At 59.8% G+C, this 17,676-nt stretch carries 17 protein-coding genes; 3 read left to right on the forward strand and 14 right to left on the reverse strand.

The features are described from left to right. Nucleotides 1-15: 15 nt before the first annotated feature. From ACMGF7_RS19255 to ydgH, 3 genes are all read right to left on the reverse strand, one after another. Nucleotides 16-501, reverse strand: coding sequence for a hypothetical protein (locus tag ACMGF7_RS19255; RefSeq protein ID WP_420286581.1), 486 nt, complete (start codon nucleotides 499-501; stop codon nucleotides 16-18). Nucleotides 502-716: 215 nt separating this feature from the next. Continuing rightward, nucleotides 717-2,108, reverse strand: a complete 1,392-nt coding sequence (locus tag ACMGF7_RS19260) for an amino acid permease (protein ID WP_033632944.1) — start codon at nucleotides 2,106-2,108, stop codon at nucleotides 717-719. 244 nt (nucleotides 2,109-2,352) lie between these two features. Next, complete coding sequence (gene ydgH, locus ACMGF7_RS19265; protein WP_004938291.1) at nucleotides 2,353-3,303, reverse strand: DUF1471 family protein YdgH; 951 nt, start codon at nucleotides 3,301-3,303, stop codon at nucleotides 2,353-2,355. A gap of 118 nt (nucleotides 3,304-3,421) precedes the next feature. On the opposite strand from ydgH, the gene ACMGF7_RS19270 reads away from it, so the two are divergent. The 3 genes from ACMGF7_RS19270 to pntB all read left to right on the forward strand — a co-directional run bounded on the left by ACMGF7_RS19270 (nucleotide 3,422) and on the right by pntB (nucleotide 6,775). Beyond that, entirely contained in the window at nucleotides 3,422-3,691 is a 270-nt protein-coding gene (locus ACMGF7_RS19270) for a hypothetical protein (protein WP_164094916.1), read from the forward strand. A 149-nt stretch (nucleotides 3,692-3,840) separates the two neighbouring features. Continuing rightward, nucleotides 3,841-5,370: a Re/Si-specific NAD(P)(+) transhydrogenase subunit alpha gene (gene pntA / locus ACMGF7_RS19275; protein ID WP_004938288.1), complete on the forward strand. Its 1,530-nt coding sequence runs from the start codon at nucleotides 3,841-3,843 to the stop codon at nucleotides 5,368-5,370. Nucleotides 5,371-5,380: 10 nt separating this feature from the next. After that, nucleotides 5,381-6,775, forward strand: a complete 1,395-nt coding sequence (gene pntB / locus ACMGF7_RS19280; RefSeq protein ID WP_015377983.1) for a Re/Si-specific NAD(P)(+) transhydrogenase subunit beta — start codon at nucleotides 5,381-5,383, stop codon at nucleotides 6,773-6,775. Between the two features lie 61 nt (nucleotides 6,776-6,836). On the opposite strand, the gene uspE is transcribed toward pntB, so the two are convergent. The 11 genes from uspE to ACMGF7_RS19335 form a co-directional block, all read right to left on the reverse strand. Then, on the reverse strand, nucleotides 6,837-7,799 hold the full coding sequence (gene uspE, locus ACMGF7_RS19285; protein ID WP_004938281.1) for a universal stress protein UspE: 963 nt from the start codon (nucleotides 7,797-7,799) through the stop codon (nucleotides 6,837-6,839). A 126-nt stretch (nucleotides 7,800-7,925) separates the two neighbouring features. Continuing rightward, nucleotides 7,926-8,690 carry an FNR family transcription factor gene (locus tag ACMGF7_RS19290; RefSeq protein ID WP_004938278.1) on the reverse strand — a complete coding sequence of 255 codons (765 nt, stop codon included), beginning with the start codon at nucleotides 8,688-8,690 and terminating at the stop codon, nucleotides 7,926-7,928. 280 nt (nucleotides 8,691-8,970) lie between these two features. After that, entirely contained in the window at nucleotides 8,971-9,495 is a 525-nt protein-coding gene (gene ogt / locus ACMGF7_RS19295) for a methylated-DNA--[protein]-cysteine S-methyltransferase (RefSeq protein WP_197799605.1), read from the reverse strand. Nucleotides 9,496-9,714: 219 nt separating this feature from the next. Next, a complete protein-coding gene (locus tag ACMGF7_RS19300; RefSeq protein ID WP_049240886.1) occupies nucleotides 9,715-10,026 on the reverse strand; it encodes a hypothetical protein in 312 nt (103 codons plus the stop codon). Nucleotides 10,027-10,331: 305 nt separating this feature from the next. Then, nucleotides 10,332-11,186, reverse strand: a complete 855-nt coding sequence (locus ACMGF7_RS19305; RefSeq protein WP_049240888.1) for a tagatose bisphosphate family class II aldolase — start codon at nucleotides 11,184-11,186, stop codon at nucleotides 10,332-10,334. Nucleotides 11,187-11,195: 9 nt separating this feature from the next. Next, nucleotides 11,196-12,362: an SIS domain-containing protein gene (locus ACMGF7_RS19310; protein WP_164094917.1), complete on the reverse strand. Its 1,167-nt coding sequence runs from the start codon at nucleotides 12,360-12,362 to the stop codon at nucleotides 11,196-11,198. 26 nt (nucleotides 12,363-12,388) lie between these two features. Further along, on the reverse strand, nucleotides 12,389-13,159 hold the full coding sequence (gene agaR, locus ACMGF7_RS19315) for a transcriptional repressor AgaR (protein WP_021503775.1): 771 nt from the start codon (nucleotides 13,157-13,159) through the stop codon (nucleotides 12,389-12,391). Between the two features lie 333 nt (nucleotides 13,160-13,492). Then, the gene (locus ACMGF7_RS19320; protein ID WP_164094987.1) at nucleotides 13,493-14,398 is read right to left on the reverse strand and encodes an ROK family protein; all 906 of its coding nucleotides are present in this window, start codon (nucleotides 14,396-14,398) and stop codon (nucleotides 13,493-13,495) included. 18 nt (nucleotides 14,399-14,416) lie between these two features. Further along, a complete protein-coding gene (locus ACMGF7_RS19325) occupies nucleotides 14,417-15,700 on the reverse strand; it encodes a Gfo/Idh/MocA family protein (RefSeq protein WP_049240894.1) in 1,284 nt (427 codons plus the stop codon). Nucleotides 15,701-15,720: 20 nt separating this feature from the next. Further along, nucleotides 15,721-16,833, reverse strand: coding sequence for an ABC transporter ATP-binding protein (locus tag ACMGF7_RS19330; protein ID WP_004938255.1), 1,113 nt, complete (start codon nucleotides 16,831-16,833; stop codon nucleotides 15,721-15,723). A gap of 21 nt (nucleotides 16,834-16,854) precedes the next feature. After that, complete coding sequence (locus ACMGF7_RS19335; protein ID WP_004938251.1) at nucleotides 16,855-17,673, reverse strand: carbohydrate ABC transporter permease; 819 nt, start codon at nucleotides 17,671-17,673, stop codon at nucleotides 16,855-16,857. Nucleotides 17,674-17,676: the final 3 nt, after the last annotated feature.

The raw sequence follows: 17,676 nt of genomic DNA on the forward strand, positions 1-17,676 counted from the left end.
ATTGGTGTGTCACTTTTAATGCAAGGTAGCGGAAGCGTTGGCTGCCGGCGCGCAGACGCTGGTTTCCGGCAGCCGGTGTTCGCGCAGCAAGTGCAGGGTTTCAATCCTGAAACGCAGCAGGTGCCGTTCGGCGATCTGCTGCATCTGTTCGCACAGCGACGTATCGTCCAACAGTTGCTCGATAGCGACTCGGGCCTGATGAACATGCAGCTCGACGCCGCGAAGAGGCTTCTGCCGCAGGCGCAGATGGGTAATGTTGTTGAACGTGACGATCAGCGCGGCAAGGGCAGACTCGAAAATATTCAGCGCTTCAAATCTGGCGGTATATTCCGCATTCAGCCAGGGCTTCTCGGCGATGATCGCCTGAGCCCCCTCCAGCGCCTGTTGATAGCGCGCCATCGCCAGGCGATCGCGCCGCTGATTGAATGCCGTGTTGCCCTCAGCGATCCGTGCTTCCCAATCGGCAAACAAGGGTAATGCGTGCAGCAGTTTTTCAGCCATGAAATGCCTTCCATTTTCAGCCTGTCTAAACCCGCCACCTGACGCCTCTCGGCAGGGGGCGCTCGAGCCATACCGTCAATCACAATTGATAATGATAATTAATTGCATTTGAGATCGCAAGAGGAGCCACTGACGGATTAATCACGGGGAGCGGGATAAGAGGAAGGACGAGCAAATGAAATGCGGCTGACGGGCAGCCGCATGGGCAGGCGATTTTAGTGCAACATAAACCAGCCGGCAGGCAGCGTGGCCACCAGCAGCAAGAAGATGCTGCTTTTTTCCAGGCGATTGAGCAGATTGATATCTCGATGGCCGCGGCGGGCATACATGAACACCAACAGCCCTGGCGCATACAGCAGCACCGACATCAGCAAGTGCATCAGCCCGGAAGCGTACAGCAGCCATAAACCATAGACGCAGGCGCCGGTGGCGGCGAAGATCAGGCGTTTGTCGCGGCGGCGGTAAGCCACCTTGAACAGAAACGCGCCGACCAGGAAGTAAGGCACCAGGATCATCTCTGACGCGATGGTCAACAGCGAGTTATAGTTGCTGCCGGTCAGCCAGATCAGCACCAGCGCCAGTTGCACCGCGATGTTGGTCAGCCACAGCGAAGAGGACGGGGCGTGATGGCGGTTCTGCTTGCCGAACACGCGCGGAAACGCGCCGTGCTGCGCGGCCAGCAGCGGCACTTCCGCCGCCATGATGGTCCAGCTCAGGTAGGCGCCGCACACGGAAACGATCAGGCCGGCGGCAATGAGCACGTCTCCCCACGGGCCGATCAGTTCTACCATCAGCACCGCCATCGACGGATTGCGCATCTCGGCCAGTTCGCTGCGCGGCACCACGCCCAGCGACAGCAGCGTGACCATCAGATACACCGCCAGCGCCGACAGCACCGCCAGCATAGTGGCGCGGCCCACGTCTTTCTTATTGCGGGCGCGGGCGGAAACCACCACCGCGCCCTCCACGCCGATAAACACCCACAGGGTGATCAGCATGGTGTCCTTGACCTGTTCCCACACCGGTTTGCCGAGGGCGATGCCGTTGAAATCCAGTGTGAACACGTCCATTTTAAAGGCGATCGCCGCCAGAACGGCGAACATCCCCAGCGGCAACAGCTTGGCGAGGGTGGCCGCCAGATTGATGCTGGCGGCGGTTTGCACGCCGCGCAGCACCAGCGCGTGCACGATCCACAGCAGGGCGGATTCGGCGATCAGCGCCTGCCAGGTATTGCCGTCACCGAGGATAACGTTGCCACCGCGATCGGTAAAAATGCTCAGCGCCGCGAACACGATCACCAGATACGAGACGTTGGCGATCACGGCGCACAGCCAGTAACCCCAGGCGGAGCAGAAGCCCACCAGTTCGCCGAACCCTTCTTTGGCGTAGGTGAAGATGCCGCCGTCCAGATCCGGACGCAAACGCGTAAGCAACAGCATGGCGAATGCCAAAAACAGAATGCCGACGCCGGTGATCCCCCAACCCAGCAGCAGCGCGGCGGGGCTGGCGACCTGCGCCATGTTTTGCGGCAGACTGAACACGCCGGCGCCCAGCATCGAGCTGAGCACCAAAGCGGTTAGCGCGGTAAGACCGAGTTTTTTTTCCAATGACGGATCCTGAAAGCAGAATAAACAACTGGAAGGGAACTGCTTGGCGGCAACAATGTATTAACAACCACTGCGCGAATAGACAATAGCCCTAAAAATTGGCGCAAATTCTACGGAGGGATGATTAGAGATGCAATGATTGAATATGCGGAATTTACAAAAAACTATTCAACGCGCGATGGAAAAAGCGGCAATAAAAACGGGCAGCTCAAGGGCTGCCCGATGGTAAACCTAAAAACGGGTTTTATTTGAACAGATCGGCGCTGACGGTCAGGTTGCCGCCGCTCTTGTTCTGCCACTGGCGGGTGACGTGGTAGTACTTGGCGCCTTTCTCGGCCGCGCGTTTCGCCACTTCGGTGGAGACATCGGTCATGCTGTTGAAGTGGCCGGTGAAGGTGACGGAATCGAACGGCACCATCTGCGCGGCGGTCACGTTGTTCACTTCCTGGATCTTGGTGCCGTTAGGCAGCGTGACGGTATAGCGTTGGCCGGTAGAGGACTGGGTTTCGAAGAAACGGCCCACTTCGCGGCTTGGCGAACCGGAAGACGCGACGCCAGGAATTTCGACTTTCGCGGCTGCGGCGCCGCCGGCGGCCAGGGCGGCGCGGCCGGCGTCAGAATCGGCCGGAATGGCGTCCGGGCTCTGCACGCGGCGTTTCGGCGCATCGGCCTTATAGATGTAGGCGGTGACGAACTGGTTGCCGCCGGAGTTGGCGTCAACCTGGCGCACGATGAAGAACGAAGCGGCGCCTTTTTTCTTCGCTTCTTTGGAGATGGCGTCGTTGATGTCCGGCTGGCTGCGGTAGAAGCCGCTGACGCTCACGGTATCGTAAGGCTCCAGCAGGTAAGCCTCCTCTTTAGGCAGTTCGTTCACGCCGTTAAATACGCGGTATTTTGGTGTTTTGCTCACTTCTGGCGCATCTTTATGATAAAGGTCTGCGGTGACGCGCCAGTTGCCGCCGTTGTTGCTGTTGTTGCTGTCCTGGATATAGAAGGAATCGGCACCCAGTTTGTCTGCACGGCGGGATACGGCGTCGACGGCTTCATTGATGGCATTGAAGCGGCCGGTAATCGTGATGCGATCAAACGGCTTCAGCGCCGCTGCTTTCTCAGGAGTTAACTCTTGCGCCGCATGAGCAGACAGCGCGGTGAGTGATAACAAGGCTGACGCGATGATCGTGGTCTTCAGCTTCATAAAAAATCCTTTCGCCTAGCGCATTAACGTTTATAACGTACTGAACTGTTTAAGTGTAATTCAGCCGTCGATTATTACATGTAATTCTGAAAACTGTCTCAGCATTTTATGTTATCCCGTGCGACAAATCGCCGATGGCGACGCGGGGCGCACGGATGGCGCCGCCGTCATAAGTTTCCATAATAACGGCTTTGGTGTCATTAATGTTAATTATTCACAAAATGATAACTTTTATGCTTTTACGCCGCGCGTGGCCATAAATCGTTACGCCGGGCGTAAACCTCCTGTCACGCAGAATGTGCTGTTCTGTATGGATTTTTTCACTGTAAATTGCGATTTGTCATATCGCGCACGGCGTTTTTATGTAAAAACAGGGATGAATGCGTAAGCAATTATGGATCATCGACCTTATTTTCAGTAGGTTATAGTTGGCGCCTGAAATCAGTGCGGGCAAGTTAACGCAACGCTCGCCGGCGGCGCCGTGCTATGGGCAGGAAAATAATAAACATCATCCAAGACAGGTGAGAAGGGAACATTATGCGTATTGGTGTACCAAGAGAGCGGTTGGCCAATGAAGCCCGGGTCGCAGCCACGCCGAAAACGGTGGAACAACTGCTGAAGCTGGGTTTTACCGTCGCGATTGAACGCGGGGCGGGCAAACTGGCCAGTTTTGAAGACGTCGCTTACGAAGCCGCCGGCGCGGCGCTGGTCGACGAAAGCGAAGTGTGGCAGTCGGATCTGATCCTGAAAGTCAACGCGCCGCAAGACGACGAGATCGCCTTGATGCGTGAAGGCAGCACGCTGGTCAGCTTTATCTGGCCGGCGCAAAACCCCGAATTGATGGCCAAGCTGGCGGCGCGCAACGTCACCGCGCTGGCGATGGACTCGGTGCCGCGCATCTCGCGCGCCCAGTCGATGGACGCGCTGAGCTCGATGGCCAACATCGCCGGCTACCGCGCGATCGTCGAAGCGGCGCATGAGTTCGGCCGTTTCTTCACCGGCCAGATCACCGCCGCCGGCAAAGTGCCGCCGGCCAAGGTGATGATCATCGGCGCCGGCGTGGCCGGCCTGGCGGCGATCGGCGCCGCGGGCAGCCTCGGCGCCATCGTGCGCGCCTTCGACACCCGCCCGGAAGTGAAAGAGCAGGTGCAGAGCATGGGGGCGGAGTTCCTCGAGCTGGATTTTGAAGAGGAAGCGGGCAGCGGCGACGGCTACGCCAAAGTGATGTCCGAAGCCTTTATCAAGGCCGAGATGGCGCTGTTCGCCGCGCAAGCGGCGGAGGTTGACATCATCGTCACCACCGCGCTGATCCCGGGTAAACCGGCGCCGAAGCTGATCACCAAAGAGATGGTGGCGTCGATGAAGCCGGGCAGCGTGATCGTCGATTTGGCGGCGCAAACCGGCGGCAACTGCGAACTGACCGTGGCCGACACCATTACCGTGACCGACAACGGCGTGAAAATCATCGGCTATACCGATCTGCCGAGCCGCTTGCCGACCCAATCTTCGCAGCTGTACGGCACCAACCTGGTCAACCTGCTGAAGCTGCTGTCGAAAGAGAAAAACGGTGAGATTGACATCGATTTCGACGATACGGTGATCCGCGGCGTTACCGTGGTGCGCAGCGGTGAAATCACCTGGCCGGCGCCGCCGATCCAGGTCTCGGCCCAACCGAAAGCGGCGCCCGCCGCCGCACCGGCCGCCAAACCCGAAGCCAAACCGACCTCGCCGTGGCTGAAGTATGGCCTGATGGCCCTGGCGATCCTGCTGTTCGGCTGGCTGGCGGACGCGGCGCCGAAAGAGTTCCTGTCGCACTTTACCGTGTTCGCGCTGGCCTGCGTGGTCGGTTACTACGTGGTCTGGAACGTCAGCCACGCGCTGCATACCCCGCTGATGTCGGTTACCAACGCGATCTCAGGGATTATCGTGGTCGGTGCGCTGCTGCAAATTGGCCACGGCGGCTGGGTGAGTTTCCTCTCCTTTATCGCCGTGCTGATCGCCAGCATCAATATTTTCGGTGGGTTCACCGTCACTCAGCGCATGCTGAAGATGTTCCGCAAGAACTAAGGGGTAACAAATGTCTGGAGGATTGGTTACAGCTGCATACATTGTTGCCGCTATTTTGTTTATTTTCAGCCTGGCGGGCCTGTCGCGTCATGAAACGTCGAAGCAGGGCAACCTGTTCGGCGTCGCCGGCATGGCGATCGCGCTGATCGCCACCATCTTGGGGCCGGATTCCGGCAACGTCGGCTGGATCATCATCGCCATGATCATCGGCGGCTCGATCGGCGTCTATCTGGCCAAGAAGGTCGAGATGACCGAAATGCCGGAGCTGGTGGCGGTGCTGCACAGTTTCGTTGGCCTGGCGGCGGTGCTGGTCGGCTTCAACAGCTACCTGGATCACGGCGCGCCGATGGAACCGGTGATGGCGAATATCCATCTGACCGAAGTGTTCCTCGGCATCTTTATCGGTGCAGTGACCTTCACCGGGTCGATCGTCGCTTTCGGCAAGCTGCGCGGCATCATTTCTTCCAAACCGCTGATGCTGCCGAATCGCCACAAGCTGAACCTGGCGGCGTTGGTGATCTCGTTCCTGTTGCTGGTGGCGTTCGTGCGCACCGACAGCGTGGGCTGGCAGGTGATAGCGCTGCTGCTGATGACGGCGATAGCGCTGGCGTTCGGCTGGCATCTGGTCGCCTCGATCGGCGGCGCTGACATGCCGGTGGTGGTGTCGATGCTCAACTCTTATTCGGGGTGGGCGGCGGCTGCTGCGGGCTTCATGCTGAGCAACGATCTGCTGATCGTCACCGGCGCGCTGGTGGGCTCTTCGGGGGCCATCCTGTCTTACATCATGTGCAAGGCGATGAACCGTTCGTTTATCAGCGTGATCGCCGGCGGTTTCGGCAGTGACGGTTCATCCACCGGCGAAGCCGAAGAGATGGGCGAATACCGTGAAACCACGGCGGAAGAAGTGGCCGAGCAACTGAAGAACTCCACCTCGGTGATCATCACCCCGGGCTACGGCATGGCGGTGGCGCAGGCGCAGTATCCGGTGGCGGAAATCACCGAAAAACTGCGGGCGCGCGGCGTGAAGGTGCGTTTCGGCATTCACCCGGTCGCGGGGCGCTTGCCGGGCCACATGAACGTGCTGCTGGCGGAAGCGAAGGTGCCGTACGACGTGGTGCTGGAGATGGATGAAATCAACGACGATTTCCCGGATACCGATACCGTGCTGGTAATTGGCGCCAACGACACGGTGAACCCGGCGGCGCTGGAAGATCCGCGCAGCCCGATCGCCGGCATGCCGGTATTGGAAGTGTGGAAAGCGCAGAACGTGATCGCGTTCAAACGCTCGATGAACACCGGCTACGCCGGCGTGCAGAACCCGCTGTTCTTCAAGGAGAACACCCAGATGCTGTTCGGCGATGCCAAAGACAGCGTGGAAGCGATTCTGCGGGCGCTGCAGAAGTAAAATTGGGCAACCAAAGAAAAACGGGCCGCTTTTCAGCGGCCCGTTTCTTTATGAGCGAAGCCTAATCTTCGTCGTCGTGTTCGTCGTCTTCATCCGCTTCGATCGGGCAGTTGAAGTTTTCCGGTTTAATCACCAGCAGGTCGCATTTCAGATGATCGATCACATGTTCCGCGGTGTTGCCGATAAAGGCGGCTGAAATACCGGTACGACCCAGGGTGCCCAGCACCACCACGCCGGCCTGCAGATGTTCGGCCAGATCGGGGATCACCTCTTCCGGCAGGCCTTTTTCCACGTGGGTGAACTCTTCCTTAATGCAGAATTTCTGCCGCAGCGCCTTCATGGCGATCAGATGCTGGCCGCGAATGGCGTCGTTGTAGACGCTCGGGTCGAAGTCGGGCAATTCGATGGCGATGTTGATCGGGGTAACGGGATAGGCGCCGACCAGATGAACCTCGGTCTGGTTGACGTTTTGCGCCAGTTCGACGGTTTCTTGCACCAGTTTGATATTGAGCGGGTCGTGATAGGGTTCTTCGCTGGCCAGATTGACCGCCACCAGCGCCTTGCCGCCTTCCGGCCAGGGCTGGTCTTTCACCATCCACACCGGGCAAGGGCATTTGCGCAGCAGGTGCCAGTCGGTGGGGGTAAAGATCACCGACTCCAACCGGTCGTGCTGGTGCGCCATTTTCAGCAGCAGGTCATGTTGACCGGAAAGCACTTCCTGAATGATGGCTTCGAAGGGGCGGTTATGCCAAACCACTTTGATTTCGATCGGCACGCCGTCGTTGAGATAGAAGCGGCACTGCTCGTTGATCCAGGCGGCGCGTTGGCTGATCACACCTTGCCGCATCGCCGTTCTTTCATCCGGGGAGAGCAGGGTCGTCATTTCGTAAGAGAAGTCATAGATGGGCAGGAAGGCCTTGATGCGCCCGCCGTTCCGTTTTACCAGGTACACGGCGCGGCGCAATGCCGGCTGATCGTCCTGATTGGGGTCAATAGCCACCAGAAGATTCTGATACTTCGCCATAGGGCCTCCTTACAGCTGAAATCAACAGTCTGTTAATTTACAGAGTAACCCAACATTGAAAAACAGAACAACAACGGAAGCGTGCCGGATCAACAATTTCGGTGAAATGTTGATCCGGCGGGGGGATCAGGCGTTGACGGTCACGTTGATGCGCGGCGTACCGGCCAGCACCGACAGCGCGTCGGCGTTTTCGATGGTGATGTATTTGCCTTTCACGCTGAGGATTTCGCTTTTCTGGAAGCGGCCCAGCAGGCGGCTGATGGTTTCCACCGTCAGCCCAAGGTAGTTGCCGATGTCGCCGCGGGTCATGGTCAACCGGAACTCACGCGGTGAGAAGCCGCGCTCCGCAAAGCGGCGCGACAGGTTGTAAACGAACGCCGCCAGGCGCTCTTCGGCGTTTTTCTTCGACAGCAGCAGGATCATGTCCTGGTCGCCTTTGATCTCGCCGCTCATCAATCGCATGATTTGCTGACGCAGGTTCGGCATTTTGCCGGACAGATCGTCGAGGGTCTCGAACGGGATCTCGCACACCATCGAGGTTTCCAGCGCCTGAGCGAAGCTCGGATGCTTCAGGCCGCCGATGGCGTCGAAGCCTACCAGGTCGCCCGCCAGGTGGAAGCCGGTGATCTGCTCATCACCTTGCTCGGTGATGGTGTAGCTTTTGATGGTCCCGGAACGGATCGCGTACAGCGATTTCAGCTCGTCGCCGGCCTTGAACAAGGTCTGGCCTTTCTGGATGGGCTTCTTCCTCTCGATAATGTTGTCGAGCTGGTCCAGCTCGTGAGCATTGAGGGTGAAAGGAATGCACAGCTGGCTGATGCTGCAGTCCTGGCAATGGATCGCACAACCACCAGACTGGATACGACGAATCACGCGTTTTTCCGGGATCATAGATTACGCTCATTCAATAATTGATATGAGTCAATTTTAACATCTTTTGCTGCAGCTGATAAGGGTGGCATTAGCATGAATAGGGGTATTGTGTGCGAATTTTGCGCACACATGCCGCCGATTATTCTGTATCGGACTGAAGTTATGAGTATTATTTGTGACTTATGCGTTTTATTCACACAAGTTATTAATAGTGCCCTGCGGGCACGAGCGCGGCGTTGGGCACTGTGCTTTATTAAGCAGCGCCAAACAATGGCGCTGGATAAGCCGATCGCAGCGGCTACAGCAAACTTTTCGGCAGGTAGCCTTCATGCTGCAGCAGCCACTGTTTGCGCTGTACGCCGCCGGCATAGCCGGTCAGCGCGCCTTGCGAACCGATCACTCGATGGCAGGGCACCACGATGCTGATCGGATTTGAACCGTTGGCCATGCCGACGGCGCGCGAGGCGGTCGGACGGCCGATGCGTTGCGCCAGCTGGCCGTAGGTCAGGATCTCGCCACAGGGGATTTGGCGCAGCTGTTGCCAGACGGTGCGCTGGAACTCGGTGCCGGCGGTCATCACCGGCAACCGATCGATAATGCTCAGTTCCCCGGCGAAATAGCGCTGCATGGCGTCGGTCAGCCCGCTGGGATCGCGCTGTTCGCGCAGGGTGAACCGATCGGCGCGGTAGTGGGTGTTCAGCAGCTTCATCAGGCGCGCTTCGTGATCGGTCCAGTCGATCGCCCGCAGGCGCCCCTGTTCATCGGCAATCAGCACCAGTTCTCCCACCTGCGTGGCGGTACGATCAATCAAAAAAGTCTGCATCTGGCTCACTCCTCAGTTTAGTGTGGCGATTATCGCATGAAATGGGAGGGAGCGATGGCGGATTTCGGACATGCTGATGGGCAACCACAGGATTGCCCGAATAGCCGGCTTACGGTAAGGCGGGGAGTTATTGTGCGATAAATTTATAAAATAAATTTATAAGTCATCAAGACAAGTTGTGTCTTGTTTATTATTTCAGCAGGCAGTAACGCTTTGTACTTACTTATAGCTGATAGTCACGCGCTTTAAATGGGGATCGTTATTCACCAACTCACTGCTGACGGCAGAAACTAATTCTTTTGGCATCTCTTTTAACGAAGAGGATATATACCCGTTCTGATATTCCGTCACTTTACCGAAGCAGCTGGAGATAAGCTTTTCATCCTGATGTTTGACGGTGCAGGCCGGCGTGGTAATGGCGCCGGTGAAGCGCACGACGCCGGAGGCGACCTGGCTACCGGAAAGCGGTTTTGCTTGCAGAGCGAAGGGCAGAATGACCAATGCGCTTAATATGGCTAAGTAATGGTTCATATGCTGTTCCTTTCAGAGTAAAAAAACTGCCAATTAAAAAACAAGCGCGCTTGTTTTCATCAAATAAGCTATTTCGCCTGGCGAAATAAAAACGAATGGGCAAAAATCCTACTGCCCGCATTCAATGAGTTTGATAATAGAAAGGTAGGGTGAGTAAAACCATGATTTGGATCATAGTGAAGACCGGTTAATGGTTTCCGGCGCGGGCAGGGTAAAAGGCTGTGATCGTTCTCTCAGGAAAGTCGGACAAGGGCGGCCGTTTTCGGCCCCGTTGCGCGGCGGCAGCAACGGGGGCGAGAGCGGGATTACAGCATGCCGCTGCTGCCGCAGATGCGGATCTTGTCCGCCACCACTTCTTTCATCGCCAGCTTGCCGGGGACGATGTATTTGCGCGGGTCGTTGGCGTCCGGGTGCTGTGAAAAGTAGCTTTTTACCGCATCGGCGAAGGCGATTTTCAATTCGGTGGCGACGTTGACCTTGCAAACGCCGAGCGAGATCGCGCGCTTGACCATCGCTTCCGGAATGCCGGAAGCGCCGTGTAGCACCAGGGGGACGTCCACCTGTTCTCGGATCAGCGCCAGGCGCTCGAAGTCCAGCTTCGGTTCGCCGTGGTACAGGCCGTGGGCGGAACCGATCGCCACCGCCAGTGAGTCGATGCCGGTGGCGGCGACAAACTCGCGCGCGGCGGCCGGATCGGTATAGAAGCTGTCCGCCGTATCGACGATCAAATCGTCTTCCTGTCCGCCCAGGCGGCCCAGCTCCGCCTCCACGCTGGCGCCGTAGCGGTGGCACAGGGCCACTGCGGCGGCCACCTTGGCGATATTCTGCTCGAACGGCAAATGGGAACCGTCGATCATCACCGAGCGGATGCCGCTTTTTACCTTGTGCTCGATGTCGTCCAGCGCTTCGTGATGATCGAGATGCAGCGCCAGCGGCAGATCGTAGCGGTGCGCGGCCGCCTGGCAGATGCCGATCAGGTAGTCGGTGCCGGCATAGCTGAAGGTGCCGGGCGTGCCGGCCATGATCACCGGCGAGCGCAGCTCGGCGGCGGTCTCCGCCACCACCTGCACGGTTTCCAGATTGTGGACGTTAAACGCCGGAACGGCGTAACCCTGGCGCTGCGCCTTGAGCAGCATGTCTCGGTTGGCTATCAGATACATGGGATCTCCTTACGGCTCGAGGGAAGGAAAACGGTAAATCGTCACGCCTTTCACCACCCGGTTGACCTCGCCGGTCGGGCAAGGGTTGTCCGGGGTCAGCCCCAGCGCCAGCGAACTCTCGAAGGCCAGCATCTGGCTGAACAGCAGATACGGGAACAGCAGCCAGATATCGTCAGCGGCATCGTGCATATGCAGCAGGGCATCGGCGAGAGGTTGGCGTTCGCCGGTCAACCCGACCAGCTGCATCGCCTGCCCATCACGCTGCAGCTCGTTCCACAGGTCGCGGTCATACTGACGGGCGTAGTCGTGGTGGGAGAACATCAGCACCACCAATGTCTGGCCGTCGACCATAAATTTCGGGCCATGGCGCAGGCCGAGCGGCGAGTCGTAGCGCGTAACGATGCGGCCGGCGGTCAGCTCCAGCATCTTGAGCGAAGCCTCTTCGGCGAGGCCGGTAAAGCAGCTGCCGCCGAGGGTGATATAGCGGCGGAAACCGCTGGCGGCCAGCGCCTTCACCTGCGGCTGCAGCGTTTCGCGCAGTGTGCGGCAGCGCTGCACCATGGCGTTCAACGGCGCCTGGGCGGCCTCGAGTGAAGCCGGGCCGAGCAGCAGCGCGGCGCTCAGCATCATGCAGCTGAAGCTGGAGGTCATGGCGAAGCTCTGATCGTTGGCGCCCTGCGGCATTACCAGCGAGCAGACGTTGCCACGCTGATGCGCGTACTGCGCCAGCCGGCTGTCCGGGTTGCACACCAGCATCAGATGATAGCTTTCCGGCAGCAATTGATCGGCCAGCTCCACCGTCGCCACGCTTTCCGGGCTGTTGCCCGAACGGGCGAAGGAAACCAGCAGCGTCGGCCGGTCAGGGTCGAGATACTGCAGCGGGTTGGCGACAATATCGGTGGTGCCGTAAGCCACCACGTCGCGGCCGGTGCGTTCACGCAGCCAGGGGGCCAGGGCGCGGCCGGCAAATGCCGAACTGCCGGCGCCGCACAAGACGATTTGCAGGCGCGGATTGGCCAGCAGCGGCGCCAGGAACGGCTGCCATTGCGCCTGTTGATCCTGCAGTTGGCGATGCAGCGTCGCCCACAAATCCGGCTGTTGCCAAATTTCTGCGGCGGTATGCCAGGCGTTGCGCTGCTTCAGCCAATTCGTCTCGTAAGAGAAATACGCGTTCATGATGACAGCTCCTTAAAAAGCCTCGGTTAACGGTCGGCGATAATCACGTCGATCCCTAAATGGTGCAGCGCCTGCAGATAATGTTCAGGAATGCGGCTGTCGGTGACCAGGCGGTGGATCTGGCCGATGTCGCGGATCATGCAAAAGCTGGTGCGGCCGAATTTGCTGGCGTCGGCGATGGCGATCACTTCGCGCGCCACCTCGCACATCACCCGGTTCAGCTGCGCTTCGCCCGGATCCGGCGTGGTGATGCCGCTCGCGAGATCGAAGCCGTCGACGCCGAGAAAAAGCTTGTCGAACCGATACTGGCGCAGCTGTTGTTCGGCGGCGGGGCCGTACAGCGACCAGGCTTTGCGGCGCACGCTGCCGCCGACCACCATCAGGTCGATCTGCTCGTTGTTGGCCAGTTCGAAAGCGATGTTGAGCGCGTTGGTCATCACCACCAGATCCTTTTTCCCCGCCAGCTGCGGCGCCATTTGGCTGGTGGTGGAGCCGGAGTCGAGGATGATGGCGTCGCCGTCTTCAATCAGCGCCGCCGCCGCGCAGGCGATGGCGTGTTTTACGTCGCGATTGATGCGGCCCTTGTCCTGCAGCGGGCGGTCGAAGGCGAACTGTTTATTCAACATGGCGCCGCCGTAGGCGCGCACCGCGCAGCCGTGTTTTTCCAGCTGGCGCAGATCGCTGCGGATGGTGACGCTGGACACCGAAAACTGCTGGCTAAGCTGCTCCACGCGCACCGTGCCCTCGCGGCACAGCTGGTCGATAATTAATTCCCGGCGTTTTGCGGTATTGATCATTAATGCAGACTCCTGATTTACCTGTAGCCGTGCCCGACCGCGGCTTAATAAGCCGCAGCGATACCGACCGGAGCGCTTTCAGTTGTTCGTGGCGAATTACAGCAAACGAAACACTGAAATGCAATCGATTAATTTTAAAATATCTATATCTATCAGTTGGTTATATTTGATTTTGCTTTCGGTTGAGCGACAACCGAAAGCGGTGTTAACGCAAAGTGAAAACGGCAAATTCGTTATTTTTCAGTCGCCAATTCCCAGCGCTTATTCATTCAGTCCATCGATGCCGAAAGCCGCAGCGATCGCTCGACAACCGCCGGGCTTTCACTGTTTTTTTTATGCCGGCGCGCTTAAAAGCGCTGCGCCGCGCACGCCGCTGCTGTCACCGTGCACCGGCGGGAACACCGCCGCTGGCTCCATGCCAGGCAGCAGCCAGCGCCGCATCGCCGGCGGCAACAGCCGATACAGCTCACCGACGTTGGACAGCCCGCCGCCCAGCACGAAGGCATCGACGTCCAGCAGCAGCTGCAAACCGGCCAGCGCGCTGGCCAGGATGTCGACGTACATGGTCATCAGCCGTTGTGCGAGCGCATCACCGGCACGATAGCAGGCGACCAGCGTCGGCACGTCAGCGGCCGGATGGGCAAAATGGCGGCTCAGCGCCAGCAGCCCGCTGCCGGAGACGTAGCGTTCAAAGCAGCCGGTCAGCCCGCAGTTGCAGCCGAACAGCGGCAGATCGTAACGTTGCGCCAGCTGGGCCGAGATCGGCATATGGCCCCATTCGCCCGCCAGCCCGTTGCGCCCCTTGTGCAGTTGCCGGTTCACCACCAGGCCGCCGCCGGCTCCGGTGCCGATGATGGCGCCGAACACCAGCGGCAGGTGCGCGGTTTGCGGCGTGCTGGCTTCCGACAGCGCGAAGCAGCGGCAGTCGTTCTCGATGGCGATAGGTCGCGCCAGCGCCTGCGTCAAATCATCCGCCAGGCAATGGCCGGTCAGGCAGGGCACGTTGACCGCCAGTTGGCGGCGGCTGACGGGATCGGTGATCCCCGGTAAACCGATGCCGATGCTGCCGCGCGTGTGCAGTTCGCGATCCGCCTGCTCGGCCAGCCCGGCGATGCAGGCCACGAACTCGCCGTAATCGCCGGTTGGGGTGCGCACCCGCTGGAGCAGCACCTGATTGAGCCGGCGATCGTAAGCGGCCATTTCAATTTTGGTGCCGCCGATGTCGAAGCCGTAACGCATCTCTCTCATCGCCATGCTTTAGGCTCCGCTCAGGGCGATCACCGCCGCTTCGCGGCGCGCGCGTTCGGCGGCGAACACCATCAGATGGCTCTCCAGCGCTTCCGCCGGGCCGGCCAGCACCTGGCTCGGATCGTTGGCGCGAATGGCCGCGATAAAGTGCTGCATCAGGTAGTAGTCGCCGCCGCCGTGGCCGGCCATGGCGTGCAGATCCTGGCCGGCATCGGTGTCGTAATGCGTTTCACCGTCGTCGAGGAACGAGGTGATGCGGATATGGCGACCGTCGCCCTCCAGGCAGCCGCGGCTGCCAAAGATGCGGGTGTGCCGATCTTCGTGGCGGGTAAAGGCCGTCATGGTGAAGGACGCGGTGCGGCCGCCGGCGAACTGCATGTTGACCACCTGATGGTCGACCACGTTATTGTCGCAGCGGTAGACGCAGCGGCCGTAAGGCCCGTCGCGCAGCGCCGCCCGCAGCGTGGTCTGGTCGGGCTCTGGCGTCAGCACCCGCAGAAAACCGGGCGTGGCCTTGTGATTGTCGCCCAGATAGATGCGTTTGGCGGAATAGGGGCAGTTTGCCTCTACCGCGCAATCCAGGCAGTTGTCCGCCGCGCCGGCCGGTTGGTTTTCCTGGCGGAAGTGGCGCAGGTTGCCGAAGGAGCTGACCTGTTCGCAGGGCTGCTCCATCACGTAGCGGATCCAGTCGATGTCGTGGCAGGATTTCTGCAGCAGCATAAAGGCGGCCTGCCGATCGTTGCGCCAGTTGCCGCGCACGAAGGAGTGCGCCTGATGCCAGTAGCCGACCGGTTCCAAATGTTGCAGGCTGATGATGTCGCCGATCGCGCCGTCGCGCAGCAACTGTTTGAGCTTTTGGGTATAGCGGGTGTAACGCAGCACGTGGCCGACCGAGAAGATCAGCTTTTGGCGCGTCACCTCGGCGACGATGGCGCGGCACTCGTCGGCGTCCGGCGACAGCGGTTTTTCCAGCAACATGGCGTAGCCCTGGCGGGCGAAGGCCAGCGCCGGTTCGAGGTGCATCCGATCCTGGGTGCAGATCAGCACCGCGTCGGCCAGCTTGCCGGCGTCGGCGGCCAGGCGCCAGTCGGTGAAGACGTTTTCCGGCGCGATGGCATGCTGCGCCACGAACGGCTCGCGGTAGGCGTCGCGCGGTTCCGCTACCGCCACCACCTGCATCAAATCGGGATGCGCCAGCGCATAGCGCGAGTAGATTTCACCGCGCGCCCCGGCGCCGACCACCAGCACCCGCACCGGGCGATGGGCAAAGCTGTTGGGTTGTGTTGACGACATTGCTGGATACTCCGCTGTTGTTATTTGAGGTTTTGGCCGCTGAGCTCGTCGAACAAATGCGCGCGCGTCAGATCGAATGCCAGATGAATGTTTTCGCCGAGGCGCGGCTCCCAATCCGGCAGCGACGCCATGCGCAGCACGAAGCGCAAATCGGCCAGTTCGCAGTGCAGCAGCTCTTCGTTGCCCATGCGCTCGATAGTGACGATCTGCGCCGGGAAACAGTTGGCGCTGCCGGGCGCGCACAGCCGCAAGGACTCCGGCCGGATGCCGAGACACACCCGCGCATGCGGGTAGTCCGCCAATTGCCGTTGCAGCGCAGGCGGCAGATCGAGCTGGTGCTGCAGGCCAATACGCAGCCGCACCGTTTGGCCGTCGCGCACGATCGCCAGATCGTGCAAATTCATCGACGGGCTGCCGATAAACTCGGCGACGAAACGGTTGGCGGGGTGGTGATACAGGTTGATCGGTTTATCCACCTGCATGATGGCGCCGCGGTTCATCACGCAAATGCGATCGCCCATGGTCATCGCTTCGACCTGATCGTGGGTGACGTACACCATGGTGGCGGCGGCGCCTTCTTGCTTCAGCTGGTTGTGCAGTTCGATCAGTTGCACGCGCATCGACACCCGCAGCTTGGCGTCGAGGTTGGACAGCGGCTCATCGAACAGGAACACCTTGGGTTTGCGCACGATGGCGCGGCCGACCGCCACCCGCTGGCACTGGCCGCCGGAGAGCTGGCCCGGCTTGCGCTGCAGCAGATTGGTGATCTCCAGCTTTTCCGCCGCGTCGCGCACCCGGCGGTCGATCTCAGCCTTGCTCTCTTTGCCGATCAGGCCGAACGCCATGTTCTTGTACACCGTCATGTGCGGGTACAGCGCATAGTTCTGGAACACCATGGCGACGCCGCGATCCTTCGGCATGCTGTCGTTGACGCAGCGATCGTGGATCAGGATCTGCCCCTCGCTGACGCTCTCCAGCCCGGCGATCATCCGCAGCAGGGTGGATTTGGCGCAGCCGGACGGGCCGACGAACACCATAAATTCCCCGTCCTCAATGTCCAGATCGACGCCGTGCAGCGCGTGGAAACCGTTGGGGTACACTTTTTTAACGCTGTTTAACTGAATTCCGGCCATGTTGTTTACCTTGTCTGCGCGTTAGCCTTTCACCCCGGCGCTGGCGATGCCCTGGATGAAATAGCGTTGGAAAATAATGAACAGCATCAGCATCGGGATCACCGCCATCAGCGCCCCGGCCATCAGCAACGGGTATTCCACCCCGGCGCGGCTGGAGAGCGAGGCCAGCCCAACCGGCAGCGTCAGCTTCTCGGTGGTGGTATTGACGATCAGCGGCCACATCAGGTTGTTCCAGCTCCACAGGCCGTTGATGATGACGCAGGCGATAATGCCGGGCCGGATCAGCGGCAGCATGATGCGCCAGAAGATGGCGAAGTAGCTGTAACCGTCGATCAGCGCCGCTTCTTCCATCTCCTTCGGCACCGCCAGGAAGAACTGGCGCAGCAGAAAGGTGGCGTAAACGCTGAAAATGCCCGGCAGTACCAGCCCAGTGATGCTGTTGACCAGCCCCAGCTTCTGCACCACCAGGAATTGCGGGATCAGAAACGCCTGGCCGGGCACCATCAGGATCGACACGCACACCAGAAACACCGCGTCGCGGCCGCGAAAATGCAGGCGCGAGAAGCCATAGGCGGCCAGGGTGGCGATCGCCATCTGCAGGGTGACGGTGAAGAAGGTCGCCAGCAGCGAGTTGAGATAAAAACCGGCGAACGGGATTTCGTGCATCACCCGGCCGTAGGCCTGCAGGCTGGGATGCGCCGGCAGCAGCGTCAGCGGGATCTGAATGCTCTCGGCCTGGGTTTTCAGCGAGGTCACCAGCATCCAGATAAAAGGCACCACCGAGGCCAGCGCCGCCAGCCCCATAAACAGGTACACCAGCGTTTTCTTGCTTGCGTTCATGTG

It is taken from the genome of Serratia sp. BNK-17 (assembly GCF_048684935.1).
In the GTDB taxonomy this organism is placed as follows: Bacteria; Pseudomonadota; Gammaproteobacteria; order Enterobacterales; family Enterobacteriaceae; genus Serratia; species Serratia nematodiphila.

What these genes read in the sequence shown, in the direction of transcription:
- ACMGF7_RS19255 (WP_420286581.1), bottom strand. Translation starts at nt 501, where the DNA reads ATGGCTGAAAAACTGCTGCACGCATTACCCTTGTTTGCCGATTGGGAA.
- ydgH (WP_004938291.1), bottom strand. Translation starts at nt 3,303, where the DNA reads ATGAAGCTGAAGACCACGATCATCGCGTCAGCCTTGTTATCACTCACC.
- pntA (WP_004938288.1), top strand. Translation starts at nt 3,841, where the DNA reads ATGCGTATTGGTGTACCAAGAGAGCGGTTGGCCAATGAAGCCCGGGTC.
- pntB (WP_015377983.1), top strand. Translation starts at nt 5,381, where the DNA reads ATGTCTGGAGGATTGGTTACAGCTGCATACATTGTTGCCGCTATTTTG.
- uspE (WP_004938281.1), bottom strand. Translation starts at nt 7,799, where the DNA reads ATGGCGAAGTATCAGAATCTTCTGGTGGCTATTGACCCCAATCAGGAC.
- ACMGF7_RS19290 (WP_004938278.1), bottom strand. Translation starts at nt 8,690, where the DNA reads ATGATCCCGGAAAAACGCGTGATTCGTCGTATCCAGTCTGGTGGTTGT.
- ogt (WP_197799605.1), bottom strand. Translation starts at nt 9,495, where the DNA reads ATGCAGACTTTTTTGATTGATCGTACCGCCACGCAGGTGGGAGAACTG.
- ACMGF7_RS19300 (WP_049240886.1), bottom strand. Translation starts at nt 10,026, where the DNA reads ATGAACCATTACTTAGCCATATTAAGCGCATTGGTCATTCTGCCCTTC.
- ACMGF7_RS19305 (WP_049240888.1), bottom strand. Translation starts at nt 11,186, where the DNA reads ATGTATCTGATAGCCAACCGAGACATGCTGCTCAAGGCGCAGCGCCAG.
- ACMGF7_RS19310 (WP_164094917.1), bottom strand. Translation starts at nt 12,362, where the DNA reads ATGAACGCGTATTTCTCTTACGAGACGAATTGGCTGAAGCAGCGCAAC.
- agaR (WP_021503775.1), bottom strand. Translation starts at nt 13,159, where the DNA reads ATGATCAATACCGCAAAACGCCGGGAATTAATTATCGACCAGCTGTGC.
- ACMGF7_RS19320 (WP_164094987.1), bottom strand. Translation starts at nt 14,398, where the DNA reads ATGCGTTACGGCTTCGACATCGGCGGCACCAAAATTGAAATGGCCGCT.
- ACMGF7_RS19325 (WP_049240894.1), bottom strand. Translation starts at nt 15,700, where the DNA reads ATGTCGTCAACACAACCCAACAGCTTTGCCCATCGCCCGGTGCGGGTG.
- ACMGF7_RS19330 (WP_004938255.1), bottom strand. Translation starts at nt 16,833, where the DNA reads ATGGCCGGAATTCAGTTAAACAGCGTTAAAAAAGTGTACCCCAACGGT.
- ACMGF7_RS19335 (WP_004938251.1), bottom strand. Translation starts at nt 17,673, where the DNA reads ATGAACGCAAGCAAGAAAACGCTGGTGTACCTGTTTATGGGGCTGGCG.